The organism is uncultured Roseobacter sp. (assembly GCF_947492555.1).
Classification (GTDB): domain Bacteria; phylum Pseudomonadota; class Alphaproteobacteria; order Rhodobacterales; family Rhodobacteraceae; genus Roseobacter.
This window is the reverse complement of the sequence record NZ_CANLNE010000002.1, coordinates 582,746-598,859: the sequence shown is the minus strand read 5'-3', so window position 1 is coordinate 598,859 and position 16,114 is coordinate 582,746. Positions and strand designations below refer to the sequence as shown.

18 protein-coding genes are annotated in these 16,114 nt (G+C 61.0%); 12 read left to right on the top strand and 6 right to left on the bottom strand.

Going from position 1 to position 16,114, the window contains the following annotated elements:
• Positions 1-33: 33 nt before the first annotated feature.
• From Q1A07_RS09975 to lpxK, 5 genes are read left to right on the top strand one after another with little or no spacing between them, the layout of a single operon-like run.
• Entirely contained in the window at positions 34-1,380 is a 1,347-nt protein-coding gene (locus tag Q1A07_RS09975) for a TldD/PmbA family protein (protein ID WP_299780270.1), read from the top strand.
• Positions 1,367-2,152: a 3'(2'),5'-bisphosphate nucleotidase CysQ gene (locus Q1A07_RS09970; protein ID WP_299780268.1), complete on the top strand. Its 786-nt coding sequence runs from the start codon at positions 1,367-1,369 to the stop codon at positions 2,150-2,152. Before Q1A07_RS09975 ends, Q1A07_RS09970 begins: the two co-directional genes overlap by 14 nt.
• Before the next feature lie 57 nt (positions 2,153-2,209).
• Complete coding sequence (locus Q1A07_RS09965) at positions 2,210-2,452, top strand: DUF4170 domain-containing protein (protein WP_299780266.1); 243 nt, start codon at positions 2,210-2,212, stop codon at positions 2,450-2,452.
• A gap of 6 nt (positions 2,453-2,458) precedes the next feature.
• Positions 2,459-3,706 (top strand): glycosyltransferase N-terminal domain-containing protein, encoded by a 1,248-nt coding sequence (locus Q1A07_RS09960; protein ID WP_299780264.1) that lies wholly within the window; start codon positions 2,459-2,461, stop codon positions 3,704-3,706.
• A complete protein-coding gene (lpxK, locus tag Q1A07_RS09955; RefSeq protein ID WP_299780262.1) occupies positions 3,693-4,685 on the top strand; it encodes a tetraacyldisaccharide 4'-kinase in 993 nt (330 codons plus the stop codon). The genes Q1A07_RS09960 and lpxK overlap by 14 nt, the downstream gene beginning before the upstream one ends.
• On the opposite strand, the gene Q1A07_RS09950 is transcribed toward lpxK, so the two are convergent.
• From Q1A07_RS09950 to Q1A07_RS09940, 3 genes are read right to left on the bottom strand one after another with little or no spacing between them, the layout of a single operon-like run.
• Positions 4,682-5,794, bottom strand: a complete 1,113-nt coding sequence (locus Q1A07_RS09950; RefSeq protein ID WP_299780260.1) for a CaiB/BaiF CoA-transferase family protein — start codon at positions 5,792-5,794, stop codon at positions 4,682-4,684. The two genes, lpxK and Q1A07_RS09950, sit on opposite strands and share 4 nt — an antisense overlap.
• Entirely contained in the window at positions 5,794-6,465 is a 672-nt protein-coding gene (locus Q1A07_RS09945) for a DsbA family protein (RefSeq protein ID WP_299780258.1), read from the bottom strand. Before Q1A07_RS09945 ends, Q1A07_RS09950 begins: the two co-directional genes overlap by 1 nt.
• Positions 6,466-6,478: 13 nt before the next feature.
• Positions 6,479-6,988 (bottom strand): DciA family protein, encoded by a 510-nt coding sequence (locus Q1A07_RS09940; protein ID WP_299780256.1) that lies wholly within the window; start codon positions 6,986-6,988, stop codon positions 6,479-6,481.
• Between the two features lie 84 nt (positions 6,989-7,072).
• On the opposite strand from Q1A07_RS09940, the gene mutY reads away from it, so the two are divergent.
• The 3 genes from mutY to Q1A07_RS09925 all read left to right on the top strand — a co-directional run bounded on the left by mutY (position 7,073) and on the right by Q1A07_RS09925 (position 9,866).
• Entirely contained in the window at positions 7,073-8,149 is a 1,077-nt protein-coding gene (mutY, locus tag Q1A07_RS09935) for an A/G-specific adenine glycosylase (RefSeq protein ID WP_299780254.1), read from the top strand.
• A 69-nt stretch (positions 8,150-8,218) separates the two neighbouring features.
• Positions 8,219-9,370, top strand: a complete 1,152-nt coding sequence (locus Q1A07_RS09930) for an alkane 1-monooxygenase (protein WP_299780252.1) — start codon at positions 8,219-8,221, stop codon at positions 9,368-9,370.
• A gap of 70 nt (positions 9,371-9,440) precedes the next feature.
• Positions 9,441-9,866: a response regulator gene (locus Q1A07_RS09925; protein ID WP_299780250.1), complete on the top strand. Its 426-nt coding sequence runs from the start codon at positions 9,441-9,443 to the stop codon at positions 9,864-9,866.
• Between the two features lie 248 nt (positions 9,867-10,114).
• Here the strand turns inward: Q1A07_RS09925 and Q1A07_RS09920 are convergent, their stop codons facing one another.
• The 3 genes from Q1A07_RS09920 to Q1A07_RS09910 form a co-directional block, all read right to left on the bottom strand.
• The gene (locus Q1A07_RS09920; protein WP_299780248.1) at positions 10,115-11,209 is read right to left on the bottom strand and encodes a site-specific DNA-methyltransferase; all 1,095 of its coding nucleotides are present in this window, start codon (positions 11,207-11,209) and stop codon (positions 10,115-10,117) included.
• A 90-nt stretch (positions 11,210-11,299) separates the two neighbouring features.
• Complete coding sequence (locus Q1A07_RS09915) at positions 11,300-11,929, bottom strand: ribonuclease HII (protein WP_299780246.1); 630 nt, start codon at positions 11,927-11,929, stop codon at positions 11,300-11,302.
• Between the two features lie 180 nt (positions 11,930-12,109).
• Positions 12,110-12,592, bottom strand: coding sequence for a hypothetical protein (locus tag Q1A07_RS09910; protein WP_299780244.1), 483 nt, complete (start codon positions 12,590-12,592; stop codon positions 12,110-12,112).
• A 173-nt stretch (positions 12,593-12,765) separates the two neighbouring features.
• Here Q1A07_RS09910 and Q1A07_RS09905 point away from each other — a divergent pair, with 173 nt between their 5' ends.
• From Q1A07_RS09905 to Q1A07_RS09890, 4 genes are all read left to right on the top strand, one after another.
• On the top strand, positions 12,766-13,053 hold the full coding sequence (locus tag Q1A07_RS09905) for a hypothetical protein (RefSeq protein ID WP_299780242.1): 288 nt from the start codon (positions 12,766-12,768) through the stop codon (positions 13,051-13,053).
• Positions 13,025-13,729, top strand: coding sequence for a hypothetical protein (locus Q1A07_RS09900; protein WP_299780240.1), 705 nt, complete (start codon positions 13,025-13,027; stop codon positions 13,727-13,729). Before Q1A07_RS09905 ends, Q1A07_RS09900 begins: the two co-directional genes overlap by 29 nt.
• A 202-nt stretch (positions 13,730-13,931) precedes the next feature.
• Positions 13,932-15,266: a hypothetical protein gene (locus Q1A07_RS09895; protein ID WP_299780238.1), complete on the top strand. Its 1,335-nt coding sequence runs from the start codon at positions 13,932-13,934 to the stop codon at positions 15,264-15,266.
• Between the two features lie 71 nt (positions 15,267-15,337).
• Positions 15,338-16,114: an HpcH/HpaI aldolase/citrate lyase family protein gene (locus Q1A07_RS09890; protein ID WP_299780236.1), complete on the top strand. Its 777-nt coding sequence runs from the start codon at positions 15,338-15,340 to the stop codon at positions 16,112-16,114.

The window sequence follows — 16,114 nt, the reverse complement described above, 5'->3', positions numbered from 1 at the left end:
TACCTGACGTGGAATTGGTTTGGAGCTTACTGAATGACCCAGTCGCCGGAGAGCCTGACCGCTCAGCTACTTGATGCCGCCCGGACAGCGGGTGCCGATGCCGCCGATGCCATCGTGATGCAGGGCACATCGCTCAGCATCGACGTGCGGGCGGGCGCGTTGGAGCATGCCGAACGGGCCGAAGCCGTGGATCTCGGGCTCCGGGTCTTTGTCGGCCAGCGCAGTGCCACGGTATCCGCGTCCGACATCGCCCCCAAGACGCTGGAGGAAATGGCCGTGCGGGCCATCGCCATGGCGCAAGAAGCTCCCGAAGACCCCTATACCGGTCTTGCCGATCCCGACCAGCTGGCCCGTGATATAGATGTGGCGCGTCTGGAACTGCACGATCCGGCACCGGAACCCTCGCCCGCAAGCCTGCAGGAAGACGCACAGGCCGCCGAAGCCGCCGCACTGGAGAACAAGGCGGTGACGCAGGTACAATCCGCCTCCGCCGGGTATTCCGCCCGACATGTGCATCTTGCTGCGACCAACGGATTTTCCGGCGGCTACAGCCGCACCAGCCGCGGGCTGTCCTGTGTCGCCATCGCGGGAACCGGCACCGGTATGGAACGCGACGTGGATGGTGACAGCCGCACCTTTCAGTCCGATCTGCGGGATGCGCGCGACATCGGCACGCAGGCTGCGGAACGGGCGGTGGCCCGACTGGACGCCCGCAAACCGCCCACCGGCAGCTTTCCCGTGCTCTTCGATGAACGCATCGCCTCCTCCCTGATCGGCCATTTGCTGGCCGCCATCAACGGATCATCCATCGCCCGTGGCGCGTCCTGGCTGCGTGATGCCAAGGGGCAGCCCGTGCTGCCGGATCACCTCTCACTGGTCGAAGATCCGCACCGCCCGCGTGCTTCGGGGTCCCGCCCCTTCGACGGCGAAGGCTTGCCGACGCAGAGGCGCGAGATCGTCAAGGGTGGTGTTTTGACCGGCTGGACGCTGGATCTGGCCACCGGGCGCAAGCTCGGGCTGCCCTCGACGGGGAATGCAGGACGCGGGACCTCCTCTGCGCCCTCACCCTCCACCTGGAATGTGGCACTGAGCCAGGGGGAGGTGAGCCGCGCGGACCTGCTCCGCGACATGGGCACCGGCTTGCTGGTGACTTCGATGATCGGGGCGACCATCAACCCCAACACGGGCGACTATTCACGCGGAGCCGCTGGGTTCTGGGTGGAAAACGGCGAGGTCACCCATGCGATCAACGAATGCACCATCGCCGGGAACCTGCGCGACATGCTGCGCCAGATCGTGCCCGCAAATGACGCGCGCGCACATCTGAGCCGGGTGGTCCCCTCCTTGCTGGTGCCAGGAATGACCCTTGCAGGCAACTGACCTCGCCCTGATCACCGATGCCATCCGCCTCGCGGGCCGTGTGGCAACCGGATTTGTCGGCAAGGATGCAAAGTCCTGGGACAAACCGGGCGGCGCCGGACCCGTGACCGAAGCCGACCTCGCGGTGAACACAGCCCTGGAAACGACCCTGCGCAGCGCCCGCCCAGACTATGGTTGGCTTTCCGAGGAAACCGAGGACACTGCCGACCGGCTGGGCCAGGAGACACTTTTCATCATTGACCCGATCGATGGCACGCGCAGCTTTGTCGAAGGGTCGCGCACCTGGGCGCACTCCATCGCCGTGGCGCATCGCGGCCAGATCACGGCGGCCGCCATCTACCTGCCGATGCGCGACAAGCTTTATACTGCAGCCTTGGGAGAAGGCGCGTTTTTCAATGGCACCCCGCTGACCATCTCGACCGCTGCAAACCTCAAGGAGGCGGAGATTCTGGCGACCAAGCCGGTGATGGACCCCAGTCATTGGTCAGAGGGGCAACCGGTCTTTCACCGCTCGCATCGGCCCTCGCTCGCGTATCGGCTGGGGCTGGTGGCCGAAGCACGCTTTGACGCCATGCTGACCTTCAGGCCAAGCTGGGAATGGGATATTGCCGCCGGGGCGCTGATCGTGACCGAAGCGGGAGGTCTGTGTACCGACAAATCCGGCACGCCGCTGCGCTTCAACAATGCCACACCCACGCTCAACGGGGTGATCGCCGCCGGACCCAACCTGCACCAACAGGTGCTCTCGGCGCTTGCACCTGCCGCGCCTTGACCCCGGCTTCCAGATACGCGATTTTCCGCCAACCCTCCGTCTCAAAGGATAAAACCCATGACGCAACGTCTGCATCTCGTCTTTGGTGGCGAACTTGTTGACCCGACCCGCAACACGTTCAAGAATGTCGAGGACATTCATATTGTTGGCATTTTCCCGGATTATGCGGCGGCGTTCGACGCGTGGAAATCCGAAGCGCACCGCACCGTGGACAATGCCCACATGCGCTATTTCATCGCCCACCTTCACCGCCTGCGGGACGAAGAGACAGCTGCCTCCGCGACCGAAGAACTGGGGTAAAGACCTATGAGCCGCTCGTTCGGAATGGCGGCTTACCGGGCGCTGTCACGCAGATCAGCGGCCCGGTCCTTTGGTCCAAGCGCGCCGCGTCCCAAGGGCGAAGTGGTCTGGCTGCACGCAGCCGAGACTGGCAATCTTCTCGCCATTCAGGATCTTGCACAACGGCTTTGCGGCGCGCGCGATGATCTGCATGTACTGATCACCCTTCCGGACCGCGAAGGTCTCGATCTTGCCCGCACGACCAGCCCGAAAGAGGGCAACATCCATCTGGATGAGCTCCCGTCAGAGCATCCGGCAGCGGTGGAGAGTTTTCTCAAGAACTGGGCGCCTGACATGTGTATCTGGGCCTGGGGTCGGTTGCGCCCCACACTTGTGCACGAGACCCATCGAAACGGCTGTCCGATGATCCTGATCGACGCGGATACCGGCGGATTCGACGGGCGTCGGGACCGCTGGCTACCCGATTTGTCGCGTGATCTGCTGACAGGGTTCAAAGCCCTGATGGCGCGCTCGGTCCCGGCCGCACAGCGTCTGCAAAACCTTGGTCTGCCCGCGAATACCATCGAAGTGACCTCGCCCCTGCAAGCAGGCGGACAGGCATTGCCCTGCGAAGATCAGGACCTGTCGGAAATGACCAGAACGCTGGGTGGACGGCCTGTATGGCTGGCCACCAGCGTACAGGAGGAAGAAGTCGAAACCATACTGGCCGCCCATCGCCAAGCAGTGCGATATTCCCATCGGTTGCTGCTGATCCTGCACCCGGCACACAGCCAGTCTCTCATCGATTTTGCCGAGCAGGCAGTGGGACAAGGCTTCCGCGTCAGCGAATGGTCCGTTGGAGACGAACCCAGCGAGACAACGCAGGTCATGATGGCAGAAGATAACAGTGATCTCGGCCTCTTCTACCGGCTGGCCCCGGTGTCCTTTCTGGGCAGTTCGCTGTCGCCCGGCCATGGCGGCTGCAACCCCTTCGAGGCGGCGGCCCTGGGCTCCGCCGTACTATACGGCCCGAATGTGCGGCGGTACCTGCCATTCTATTCGCGGTTAGCGAATGCCGGGGCCGCCCGGATCGTGAAAGACGCGCAAAGCCTTGGGACAGCCGTCACACGGTTGATCGCGCCTGATCAGGCCGCAGCCATGGCGCATGCGGGCTGGGATGTGATCAGCCACGGGGCCGAGCTGACCGACCGGGTGATCGATCTGGTGCAGACCACGCTGGACGAGCGGTTGGAAAAACGCCATGCGAACGCCTGACTTCTGGTTCACACCACCGAAAAAGCCCGGTCTGTTGGCGCGCGTCCTGTCTCCCCTGGGGTGGATCTATGCACAAGGCACGGCGCGGCGGCTTGCCGGAACGAGCGGCGTGAAACTCGGTATTCCGGTGATCTGCGTTGGCAACATCAATGCAGGTGGCACCGGCAAGACACCCACCGTGATCGCCGTTCTGGAACGGCTGAGCGACAGGTTTCACAAACCGCATGTGGTCACACGCGGCTATGGCGGACGCCTCAAAGGACCGGTGCGCGTGGACCCCAGTCAGCACACGGCAGCGGACGTTGGCGACGAACCGCTGCTGCTTGCCGCCTTTGCCGATGTCTGGGTCGCGCAAGATCGTGCGGCAGGCGGCAAGGCGGCGAAAGCTGCAGGCGCGAGCATCATTGTGCTGGATGACGGGTTTCAGAACCCGGCGCTGCACAAGGACCTCAGCATTGTCGTGGTGGATGCACAACGTGGCTTTGGCAATGAACGCTGCCTGCCTGCAGGCCCATTGCGGGAACCCGTCGATGTCGGGCTGGCGCGGGCGGATATCCTGCTCACACTCGGCGATGCCACGGCGCAGGCAGAGTTCGCCGCTGCAGTCCCCCAAACACTGCCACGCGTTGCAGCACAGCTCGCACCACTGCAGACGGGCATGGACTGGACGGATGAGCCCATCGTCGCCTTTGCAGGGATCGCCCACCCCGAGAAGTTCTTTGACACCCTGCGCGGACTAGGTGCCCGTCTCTTGCATAGCGAACCGCTGGAGGATCACCAGCCGCTGACACCCGCCCTGATGACACGGTTGGAAGCGGATGCAAAAGCCAAGGGCGCGCAGCTTGTGACCACCGAGAAAGACGCCGTGCGCCTGCCCCCGGCGTTCCGCATGAAAGTGATCACACTGCCGGTGCGGCTGACCTTTGCGCAGGCCGAAAACCCGCTCTTTGAGCGGTTGGACGCGTTCAAAGCGCCCTAGTCGTTTTCTCCCAGCTTTGGCGCGGGGCGGTGCAACGCCAATTCTGCATCGGAAAAGGTAAAGGGGGACCGCACGCCCGGCACGCCCTCCAGGTCGAGCTGCATGCCGCGCGCGTGCACCTGCGGGTCCGCCATCACCTCGGCCATGTCGTTGATCGGCCCGGCGGGCACACCCGCGGCCTCGCAGGCCGCCAACAGATCGGCGCGCGTGCGCGTCCGGGTCACCGCCGTCAGCCGCGTGTCCATCTCTGCGCGATTGGCGAGACGGTCCACGTTCTTGAGGAACTCAGGCGCCGTCGCCATCTCCTCCAGCCCCAGCAGACGGCAGAGCCGCTGATACTGACCATCATTGCCGGTGGCGATGATGATATGCCCGTCCTTGCAGTCAAAGACCTGATAGGGCGCGAGGTTCAGATGCGCATTGCCCATCCGGCGCGGCGGCGTGCCGGTGGTCAGGTAATTCATCGCCTGATTGGACGTGATCGACACCGCCACATCCATCAAGGCCATGTCGATATGCTGGCCGCGCCCGGTTTGATGCCGCTGGTGCACCGCCGCCAGAATCGCCGTGGTCGCATAGACACCCGTCAGGATGTCAGTGATCGCGATTCCGTATTTCTGCGGTTGCCCTTCGGGCTCCCCGGTCACGGACATCAGCCCCGACATGCCCTGCACGATGAAATCATATCCCGCGCGCGGCGCATAAGGCCCGGTGTGACCGAACCCGGTGATCGAGCAATAGATCAGCCGCGGGAACTCTTTCGACAGGCTGTCATAATCCAGCCCGTATTTGGCCAGCCCACCGGTCTTGAAGTTCTCAATCAGGATGTCGGCGTCGCCCAGCAGGTCCTTGACCTTCTGCTTGCCATCCTCCGTGCGAAAATCCGCCGTGACCGACGCCTTGCCCCGGTTGGTGGAGTGGAAATAGGCCGCGGAGACATCGTCGCCCCGGGTGACGAACGGTGGGCCCCATTGGCGGGTGTCATCGCCTGCGGGGCTTTCCACTTTGATCACTTCGCAGCCGAGGTCTGACAACGTCTGGCCCGCCCAGGGGCCAGCCAGAACACGTGCCAGTTCGACGACCTTCAGACCGTCAAGCGGTGCGGCCATTATTCAGCCGCTGCGTCGATCAGAGCGGCCATTTCGTTGTAGGCCATGTTGGAATACTTCTGGCCGTTGATGACAAAGCTTGGGGTGCTGTCGATCCCGTCGGCTTCGGCATGTTCCTGATACCAGGCAACCAGCGTGCGGGCCTTGTCACCGTCCTGCAGGCAGGCTTCCATCGTGTCCGCGTCGAGCCCGGCCACGGCGCCGATTTTGCGCAACTCTGCAACGATTGCTGTCGGTTCCCCCGCGCGCGCCCAGGTGGACTGACCGGAGTAGATCAGATCCGTCATGCCGAAAAAGCTCTGCGGCGTACCGGCGCAGCGGGCGATCATCGAAGCCCAGAGACCAAACCGGTCAAAGTAGACCTCTCGGTAGACAAAGTTGATCTTGCCGGTGTCGATGTAATCCGCTTTCAGCTGTTTGTAGGGGCCTGCATGGAAAGTCGCGCAGTGCGGGCAGGTGAAGGACGCGTATTCAATCACGGTGACAGGCGCGTCCGGATTACCCAGAGACATTTCCTGAATCGTGGAGGTATCCACATCCGCTTCTGCCGTTTGTGCATTTGCCGCACCCAAAGGATCGGCGGGCGTCACGGACGGGCCGGGCGATGTAACGAAATATGCCCCTATTCCAAGCACGGCAACAGCGGCGGAGATGATCATCATGCGCGACATCGGTGTATCCTTTTCAGCGATTTGTCTTGTTGAGTATGTTTTCGCCCAAACGTGCAAGCGCGTCGCGCAGCCCGCTGTCCTCAACGGGGCTGGCGGTCTGGGCAGCCTTGCGGCGAATGGCGGGATCGACGGGCGCCGCATCGGCGTCGAGTTTGGCCGGTTCAAAGGCAACCTGACCTTCGGAGAAGCCGGTGGCAGCGGTCTGAGTAACCCGGACGCGCGCAATTGCGTTGTAGCCGTAGACGGCATTCACCTTGGCGCGCAGTTTTTCCTTTTGCATCTCAAGCATCGGGGCCTGGGAGCCCGTGGTCAGCAGCGTCAGCGTCGCCCCCATGCCTGCACGCCCATAGCTGACCTCAACCGGGCGGGAGATTGCCGCGACATCCGTGCCCACAATCTCAGTCCACTGCGTCAGCAGCCGACTTTGCGCGAATCCCCGGCTTTCCGAGGCCGCCCTGATCCGGCCTGTGAGCAGGCTGGCGGTGCGGGTAAACCCTTTTGTACTGGCACGTCTGGGCGGCATCGCTATCTTCTCAAGAAACGGTTGTCCCAACATAGCCTTTCCAAGCAGCGGCAACCAGTCAAAGCGGACGGACGATCATAAACATTGCGTGAAATTGCCCCTGATCCCGAAGAATTGAACGGCGCCCTTTTGGCGTGGTACGACGTGCATGCCCGCGCGATGCCCTGGCGGGTACCGCCCCAGGACCGCAAGGCGGGGATATTGCCCGATCCCTACCGCGTCTGGATGTCCGAGGTGATGCTGCAGCAGACCACCGTAGCGACGGTAAAAGACTATTTTCACAGGTTCACGGCGCGCTGGCCCACTGTGGGCGATCTGGCCGCAGCCGAGGATGCGGATGTGATGGGAGAATGGGCCGGTCTGGGGTATTACGCCCGGGCTCGTAATCTGTTGAAATGCGCCCGCGCTGTCGTGGCTGATCATGATGGTCAGTTTCCCGCCGATCATGCAGCCCTGCTGAAACTACCGGGGATCGGCCCCTACACGGCGGCGGCCATTTCCTCGATTGCATTCGACCTGCCTCACGCCGTGCTCGACGGCAATGTCGAGCGGGTGATGTCGAGGCTGCATGATATCCACACGCCATTGCCCGAGGCGAAAGCCGCATTGATGGCTGAGGCCGAAGCGCTGACCCCCGGCACCCGCCCCGGCGATTACGCGCAGGCGGTGATGGATCTGGGGGCGACGATCTGCAGCCCTAAGTCGCCAGCCTGCGGCATCTGCCCCTGGCGTGATCCCTGCCTGGCGCGCCTGCGCGGAACGGCGGGCGAGCTACCCAAGAAAGCGCCCAAGAAGACCAAGCCGGTCCGGCACGGTATCGTCTATCTGGGCCAGCGCCAGGATGGCGCGTGGCTGTTGGAGACGCGCCCCGACAAGGGGCTGCTGGGCGGCATGTTGAGCTGGCCGGGATCGGATTGGATCGACATTGGCAGCACCCTGCCCGATGTGCCGCCTCCGGCCACAGCGGACTGGACGCAATTGCCGGGAGAGGTGCGCCACACCTTCACCCATTTCCACCTGGTCCTACAGGTCTGGACGGCTGAGGTCGCACCGGACATAATGCCAACCCGTGGCAGTTTCCGACCGCCCGCCGACTTTCGACCGTCCGACCTGCCAACGGTCATGCGCAAGGCCTTTGATCTTGCGCAGGCCTCGGTATGAGCGCTGCGTCATGCTTGGAACAATCGTCCCCGCCAGACTAGACTGCGCAGAGCAAACAGGACCCAGATGATGACCCACGATCAGAAACCCATCCCCCTTGCCGATCTGATGCGGTTTTCGCGGGCTGCCCCGTTCTGGATTTCGCTCCTGCTGGTGCCCGTGGCCTGGGTGGGTGCGCTTTACGGCGGGTGGACGGTGGCCCTGCTGCCGATTGTCACGTGGTATCTGTTTTCGGCGCTCGACGCGGTTTTTGGCCACGACAGGTCGAACGCGGACCCAGATACGCCGGAACAGAGCCTTTTCTGGTACCGTACCATCACGCTGATCTGGGCCCCCGTTCAGTTTTGCCTGCTGCTCAGCCTGATCTGGTATGTGCCGCAGGCCGACCACCTCGGCACAGTGGAACGCGTCGCGCTCTTCTTCGGTGTCGGCGTGATCACCGGCACGGTCGGGATCAACTACAGCCACGAGCTGATGCACCAGAAGAACAAGACCGAGCGCTGGATGGCCGATATCCTGCTGGCCATGGTGCTTTACTCGCACTTCCGGTCCGAGCACCTGCTGGTGCATCACCGCTACGTCGGCACACCCAAGGACGCCGTCACCGCGCGCTACAATGAAGGATTCCACAGGTTTTACCCACGGGTGCTGCGCCAGTCGCTGCACTCCGCATTTTCCGCCGAAAAACATATGCTTAAGCGGCGTAACCTACCATGGCATGACCTCAGCAACCCGTTTTTCAAGTATTGGGGGCTGCAGCTTTTCATGCTGGTCTTGGCCCTTGGCTTTGGAGGCTGGTCCGGTCTCGTGCTGTTCCTTGTGCAGGCCGGTACTGCGATCTGGCAGCTGGAACTGGTAAACTACATCGAACATTACGGCCTGACGCGCAAACATCTGGGCGATGGCAAATACGAACACGTCAAGCCGCAGCACTCCTGGAATGCAGACTACCGGATGTCCAACTGGCTGCTCATCAACCTGCAGCGGCATTCCGACCATCACTACAAACCCGACCGGCGCTTTCCGGTGCTGCAGACCTATTCCGACATGGAGGCCCCGCAGCTGCCCTATGGCTATCCGATCATGACCATGGCCGCGATGGTGCCTCCGCTCTGGCGGCGCATCATGAACCCGCGGGTGCGGCGCTGGCGGCAGATGTACTATCCGGAAATCACCGATTGGAGCACCTACAACACCGCCGCAAACCCGCTGCCGCGCTGAAGCTGATCACCATATCTTAAGCATTATATGGCACGAGTTGCTCTCCGGTGGATTTACGTGAGAGCTTACAATGCAGCAACAAATTGCAGCAACACCGACAGGCGCCAAAACACAAACCTGTCTGATTGTCGAAGACAGCACCTTCGATCAGGAACGGATCAAACGCATCCTCGACAAGAGCTTCAAGGGGGTGTTCGTTGCTGTTGCCGCCACCATCGAAGAGGCGCGCGAACATATGGCGCGCTATCAGACAAGCATCATCCTGCTCGATAATCATCTGCCGGACGGCACCGGGGCAAACTTTGCGATCGAATTGGCCGAGAACCCAGATTTCGCCAAAATCCCCATCGTGATGGTCAGCGACTGGCCCACACCGTTCATGTTCGACAAGGCACAATCGGCGGGTGTGATCCACGTGGTCAACAAGTCCGACTTCGGCGCCCGCTACATTCATGCGGCGCTCAACCACAAAGTGAAGCCAAGACGCTTGAATTGAGGCCGGTTCGGGTTCGGAAGGTGACTTGTCCGCTGACCGATGCTCTTTTCGATGTATCAAAGCCAAACGACCACCGCCTACTTCGGTCACATAGTGGCCTTCGGCCGGTCGTTCGAACAGCTGTTTCAGTTTTTGCTGATCCAGTTAACGAAAAAACCCCGCCACATTGGGCGGGGTAAGGTGTGTGCCTTCAAAGGCAGCCTAGTTTAGGCCACAGGCACCGGCGGTGTTCGTAAATCAGGAATGCGTCAGCTCGCCATTTCCGAGCGGATCTGCTGGCGCAAGACGTCGATGGGCACATTCTTGCCCTCTTGCCTGAAGGTCCAGTAGGTCCAGCCATTGCAGCTTGGGGCGCCCTCGTAGGCGGCACCCACCTGATGGATCGAGCCTTTGATGTCATTGCCAACCAGCGTGCCGTCGGCGCGCACCTTGGCAATCTGGCCACGGGGGGAATACAGTACCTCGCCCGGGCGCAGCATACCGCGCTCGACCAGTTGGCCAAAAGGAACGCGGGGCTCTGCCCGTTTAGAGGCCGACACCTGCAGCGCCTCACGGTCAAACTTGCGTACCTTGGCGATGCGTTTTGCAGCAACAGTGCGATACGCCTCTTCGCGTTCGATCCCGATGAATTCACGCCCCAGCATCTTGGCCACGGCCCCGGTGGTTCCGGTCCCGAAAAACGGATCGAGCACGACGTCCCCCGGATTTGTCGAGCCGACCAGCACACGGTGCAGCAGGCTTTCGGGCTTTTGTGTCGGATGCGCCTTGTCGCCCTTGTGGTCTTTCAGCCGCTCGTGACCATTGCAGATCGGCAGCACCCAGTCGGACCGCATCTGGATGCCTTCGTTCAGCGCCTTGAGCGCTTCGTAATTGAAGGTATATTTGCTGTCTTCGGATTTGCCGGCCCAGATCATCGTCTCATGCGCGTTGGTGAAACGTTTGCCCCGGAAGTTCGGCATCGGGTTCGACTTACGCCAGACCACGTCGTTCAGAATCCAGAAGCCCGCATCCTGCAGCGCGGCGCCGACGCGGAAGATGTTGTGATAGCTGCCGATCACCCAGATCGCACCATTCGGTTTTAGCAGGCGTCGCGCGGCCTTAAGCCATGCGCGGGTGAAATCGTCATAGGCCTTGAAGCTGGAGAACTGGTCCCAGGCGTCATCCACCGCATCAACACGGCTGTTATCCGGGCGGTGCAGCTCGCCCTTGAGCTGCAGATTGTAAGGCGGATCGGCAAAGATGAGATCGACGGAGGCCTCAGGCAGGCTGTTCATCATCTCGATGCAATCGCCGTCAAGTATCGTGTTCAAAGGAAGCGCGGGGGCGCCTTTGGTCTTGGTCATTTTTATCTGCCTCTGTCCCGGTGCTTGCTGCACTCATTGGTTGAGCACAGCATGAGTCAAAGGCGATTCGCGGTCAATTTCTTTTTTGAATCAAGGCGTTAAGTTTTTACCTTGATACAAGATATTGTGCACCGGTTTGAAGGTTCGTCTATGGTGTGGGGTCGGCCCAAGATTTTGAAGCGCGGACATGTGGCTTTTTGATCCATATCCCATGTTTGTCTCCCACCCGTAGCCGGGATGCTGTTGCGCCAAATCCACCATCAGCTTGTCGCGGGCGATTTTTGCCACGATGGAGGCTGCCGAAATCGACAGGCATCGGGTGTCACCCTTGACCACCGGCTGCGCGGCGATGTTCATGCCGCGCGGTATCATGGACCCATCGATCAGCACATGATCCGGCGCATTCGGCAGACCCGCAACCGCCCGCATCATCGCGATGTGACTTGCGCGTAAAATATTGTGTTGTTCGATCTCTTCGACAGAGGCATGGGCCACCGAGATCTCGGCGCAATCCATCAACAGCTCCGCCAGATAGGCACGTTTCTTGATCGACAGTTGTTTTGAATCGTTCAGCCCATCGGGAATATGCGCTGGGTCCAGCACCACGGCGGCGGCCGTCACGGGCCCCGCCAGTGGCCCGCGTCCGACCTCATCCACCCCGGCGACGCGGGCTGCACCGTCGGCATAGGCTGCAGTTTCAAAGTCAAAATCGGGTCCCATCCCTTCTGATCCAACGATCGCGGCGAAGGTGCAACCCCGTTGTTCCAGTGACCAAACGAAAAAGCGCGCTCCGATAAGGGAGCGCGCAGCACTGGTTAAAAAGGGAAGGAAGCGCCCGAACGCCCCCTTCCAGGTCAAAGCCGGGTCAGGGATCCCTCCCGGCCTTGCATCGACCCGTCCTTATCGGCGGGCCAATTGGTATCCTTCGCGACGCAGACACCGCGCCTCATACCCACGCCGGTTGCGATCATCCCCGCGCAAGCGGATCGCACAGGCCTGCGGCAACCGGTTCACGTATTTGTAGTTCCGCTCCAGGCAGCGCTTGCCAAAGTAGCGCACGCGCCCCTGCCGCGTTTCTGCAGTGCGCAGACAATCACCCGGCAGCAGCCGACGGTTCTTGGCGCGGTTCGGCAGCGGACGGGGCGCGAGATCGTAGACCCTTTTTTGATTGTGATAGACGGGCGCTTTGTGGGCGTTCCGCGTGGCGTTGTACTGCTCGCGTTTACGCTCGTTCCGATCATGGATCACCTTGCCGACAATCGCGATGCCAGCGATGGCCGCCAGTGCCCGCAAGACATCCTCATCCGCACGTGCAGGTGCATTGCCGAAAGCGGTGACCGCAATAGCAGCGGCGGCAATGGTGGCGATGAATTTGCGGTGCATGGGGCATTTCCTTTTCTTGATCTTGTGACCCCTCGCACAGCAAGCGGCCTTGTGGGATCAATCTGGGTCACCCCCGGCCAGACAGGCAATATCAACGCCCCGTTATCCGATAACACGCGTCCTAAGGCCCTTTTGTTATTGAATATCCTGCATGCGGCGCGCAGGATCGGACCATGAAACACACAGCCCTCATTGCGGGTCTTGTCGCCGCACTTGCCCTTGCCCAACCGGGTCATACGGCCGGATGCTATGCCGACTACAAGGCCAAACAGGACAACCCCTTGCGACTGCACTATGGGGTGGCGCAAATTTCGCAGTGCTCTAAAGGAGCAGCGAAGGCAGAGCTTTCCGCACGGCTTGCCAACCAGGGCTGGACCCTGCTGAACATCGTCTCCGTCTTTGATGAAAGCGGGCTGGCAGAAAGGAAACAGAGTGCAGGATCCAACTTCCTCCGCTTCTGAAATGCGCCGCTCGGGGGGGCGGATCGTGGTCATCGGGATCACCGCAATTGTGCTGATCCTGCTGATCACCGCCGTTCTTCTGTTCTGGGCGCTGCCAGATGCCAATGCCTTCAATGCACGGGTCGAGCAGCTCTTTATCGAGAACAACGATCTGACCGCGCAGGCCGAGGTCAAGCTTCTGGAAATCCTAGCGCAATCCGGCACCGCGTTTTCGGATACCTTGATGAGCTACCGCGTGGTGATTTTCGTATTGCTCCTCTTTGCCACGGCGCTGCTCATTGCCGCATTGGTCTTTCTGGTCATGCTGGTCAGTTTCAACCGCCGCGTGGCACAGATCGAACGCGCGGGCATTCAAGTCAACTCTCTCCTGATCAGCCGCGAAGAGAACACCGTCTACCTCAACAACCTCGGCTTCAAGCTGACCGATGCGGCGATGGAAACCATGTCGGTGCTGGCCGAAGCGCGGATGGATGACGATGTCCTGTCAGGTTCGGAAATCGAAGGCATGATCTCGGGCCGCAGCGCCACCGATTGCGAAGAGGCTGCGGGGGCCACGCGGATCAAGCGGTTGCGCGACACCTTGGGCAATCAGATCGTTGCCGAGTTGCTGGTCAAAAACATCGCGCGTCGCGGCTATATGCTGGCCATCGACAAGGACGTTATCAAAGTGATTTGACGCCTGCGCGCTGGGATGGTGGCGCAACATCAGGATTGACTGCCAGGATTTTGTACACTCTACTTTGACGCGAACGTTTTTGCGCGGCGAACAGATGCTCCATCGTAAAATCCAGCGGACAGACCCGACAACACAACCGGCGCAGTCCAAAGCACCACAAGCGCTTGCATCGGCTCCCTCAAACCAAGGTCATCTCCTGCGGATGCAGGCCAAGGCAGATGGATCAGCGGTTGTTCAACGCCTGCAAAAGGTGATCCAGCGAATCAAATATGTGCGTATCGGGCCGCCCGAGACGGGTACCGTTCGACAAGTAGATGACGCGCACAAACTCAATAAAAGCAGAAACCCCAGGCTAAAAGAATACGCCTCGGACGAAACGGAGTATATCGAGTATCTGTCCCGCCTGAGGGCGGCTGGCAACCTGGAAGCTGACCATGCATTTTATGCCAGAGCCGAGGAGAGGTTTGGGGAAAAGGAAGGTGAACGCAATCGCACCGCGATCGCGGAAATCGTTCCAAAGCAACACGAAGGTAAACAGATGCACGCCCCACGCATCATTGGCGTGTCACCGGAAGGCAAGGCGCAGGTTGGCAGTCTCATCTTTCGGGGCATGAGTCCCAACAATATCAAAAACTTCGAAGCATCTCAGCATGGCGGCGAGGGTGCGCCACCGGTATTCATCGCCGAGAATCCGACAGGTCGCGCATCAGCGAAAGATCATATTGCAGATGATGATCGACAGTCGCCTTACCTGTCATTCGAAGCAGGCGGCGTTGCGATCAGCGCCGGGAAGTATGCGCTCAAGCCCGTCTCGAAGAACAACACCCTTGTCGACGTGAGTTACGAGGGGGGACACCTGAAGTCAAATACGCCGTCCTATCGGGCGCGAGGTACTTCCCGTAATGAGCATCACCGCGCTGGTATGGTCGCGGGCGTTTCTGCGACGGACGATCTGCATCCGGAGGATTATTCCACCGAAACCACCGCGAAAAAACTGCGCGATGACGACGCACAGGCAAAAGCAATCGCCGACAAGGAAATTCTGATCAGAGCCGGGACCAAGGGTATTGCAGCAGAGGATGTGCCTTTCATCGCATTGGTGGAACAGGTCGACGAAGAGTATTACCGCGCCAACGCCTCCAACCAAACGCCGTCACAAGCGCTCGGATACTACAAGCCGAATGGCCCGCTTGACCGAACCGTTTACTATCGCCTCTATATCCCCACGGAGTACGCGGAAAATTTCGGCTTCGACATCGCGGCGCACCAACAGCGGCATCCAGAAGATCTCCGTCCTGAAATGGGCGCGATTGATCCGCTGCACGCGCCGCCACCCGCGCGCAGGCCCGCAGCAGCCGCCGCGCCAGTACGCAACGGCGGTGCCGAGGACCGGCGCCGGGACACCCGGACGGTTGCCCGCCCTGCGCTGACATCAGCCTGGGACACTGCTCTGCCCGGCACCAGCGCGGCGGCCTCCTCCTCTGGCGGGGCAGACACACGCGGCACAGCCGGCGGCAAGATGGAGGAAGTGGACTGAAAGTCCACTCTGGCCAAGGATGCGAGAACAGGTCACCTTGCGCCTGAATCACGCGACCAAAGGACCCAATCATGCCCGCTCCCACAAACACCTTCAAGCAAGCCCTTCTGGACGGCGAAACCCTTTTCGGGTGCTGGATGAGCATGGCTGAAAGCTACACGGCCGAGATTCTCAGCGGTGCTGGCTTTGACTGGTTGCTGATCGACGGGGAGCATTCGCCGAACGACATCCGGTCGATCCGTGACCAGATGGTCGCCCTCAAAGGCAGCGCCAGCCATCCGGTTGTGCGCGTCCCGATTGGGGAGACATGGATCATCAAACAGGTGCTTGATGTCGGTGCGCAGACCGTTCTGGTTCCCATGGTGGAGACCGCCGAGCAGGCGCGGGAGCTTGTGCGCGCGTGTCATTATCCACCACATGGGACGCGGGGCGTGGGCTACGCGGTGGGCCGTGTGTCGGACTTCGGACAGATGGACAACTACGGCCCTACAGCGGACGCCCAGATTTGCCTTCTGGTTCAGGTGGAGAACAAGACCGGCCTTGATAACCTCGATGAGATCCTCGCTGTCGAAGGTGTAGATGGCGTTTTCATTGGCCCGGCAGACCTTTCGGCCAGCCTGGGGTATCTTGGCCAGACCATGCACCCGGATATGCAGGCCACGATCACAGGCGCGCTCAAACGGATCAGCGACAGTGGCAAGGCGGCGGGCATTCTGACGCCTGACGACGGCATGATCCAGTCGTCTCTGGACGCTGGCGCGCGCTTTGTTGCGGTGGCGATGGATATTGCGCTGCTGCTTAACTCTGCCAAGGCCGTTTCGGCAAAATGGAAAGACAAGACCTCCTGA

Coding starts and splice junctions, on each gene's coding strand:
- Q1A07_RS09975 (WP_299780270.1), top strand. CDS start 34: ATGACCCAGTCGCCGGAGAGCCTGACCGCTCAGCTACTTGATGCCGCC.
- Q1A07_RS09965 (WP_299780266.1), top strand. CDS start 2,210: ATGACGCAACGTCTGCATCTCGTCTTTGGTGGCGAACTTGTTGACCCG.
- Q1A07_RS09960 (WP_299780264.1), top strand. CDS start 2,459: ATGAGCCGCTCGTTCGGAATGGCGGCTTACCGGGCGCTGTCACGCAGA.
- lpxK (WP_299780262.1), top strand. CDS start 3,693: ATGCGAACGCCTGACTTCTGGTTCACACCACCGAAAAAGCCCGGTCTG.
- Q1A07_RS09950 (WP_299780260.1), bottom strand. CDS start 5,794: ATGGCCGCACCGCTTGACGGTCTGAAGGTCGTCGAACTGGCACGTGTT.
- Q1A07_RS09945 (WP_299780258.1), bottom strand. CDS start 6,465: ATGTCGCGCATGATGATCATCTCCGCCGCTGTTGCCGTGCTTGGAATA.
- Q1A07_RS09940 (WP_299780256.1), bottom strand. CDS start 6,988: ATGCCGCCCAGACGTGCCAGTACAAAAGGGTTTACCCGCACCGCCAGC.
- Q1A07_RS09930 (WP_299780252.1), top strand. CDS start 8,219: ATGACCCACGATCAGAAACCCATCCCCCTTGCCGATCTGATGCGGTTT.
- Q1A07_RS09925 (WP_299780250.1), top strand. CDS start 9,441: ATGCAGCAACAAATTGCAGCAACACCGACAGGCGCCAAAACACAAACC.
- Q1A07_RS09920 (WP_299780248.1), bottom strand. CDS start 11,209: ATGACCAAGACCAAAGGCGCCCCCGCGCTTCCTTTGAACACGATACTT.
- Q1A07_RS09915 (WP_299780246.1), bottom strand. CDS start 11,929: ATGGGACCCGATTTTGACTTTGAAACTGCAGCCTATGCCGACGGTGCA.
- Q1A07_RS09910 (WP_299780244.1), bottom strand. CDS start 12,592: ATGCACCGCAAATTCATCGCCACCATTGCCGCCGCTGCTATTGCGGTC.
- Q1A07_RS09905 (WP_299780242.1), top strand. CDS start 12,766: ATGAAACACACAGCCCTCATTGCGGGTCTTGTCGCCGCACTTGCCCTT.
- Q1A07_RS09895 (WP_299780238.1), top strand. CDS start 13,932: ATGCAGGCCAAGGCAGATGGATCAGCGGTTGTTCAACGCCTGCAAAAG.
- Q1A07_RS09890 (WP_299780236.1), top strand. CDS start 15,338: ATGCCCGCTCCCACAAACACCTTCAAGCAAGCCCTTCTGGACGGCGAA.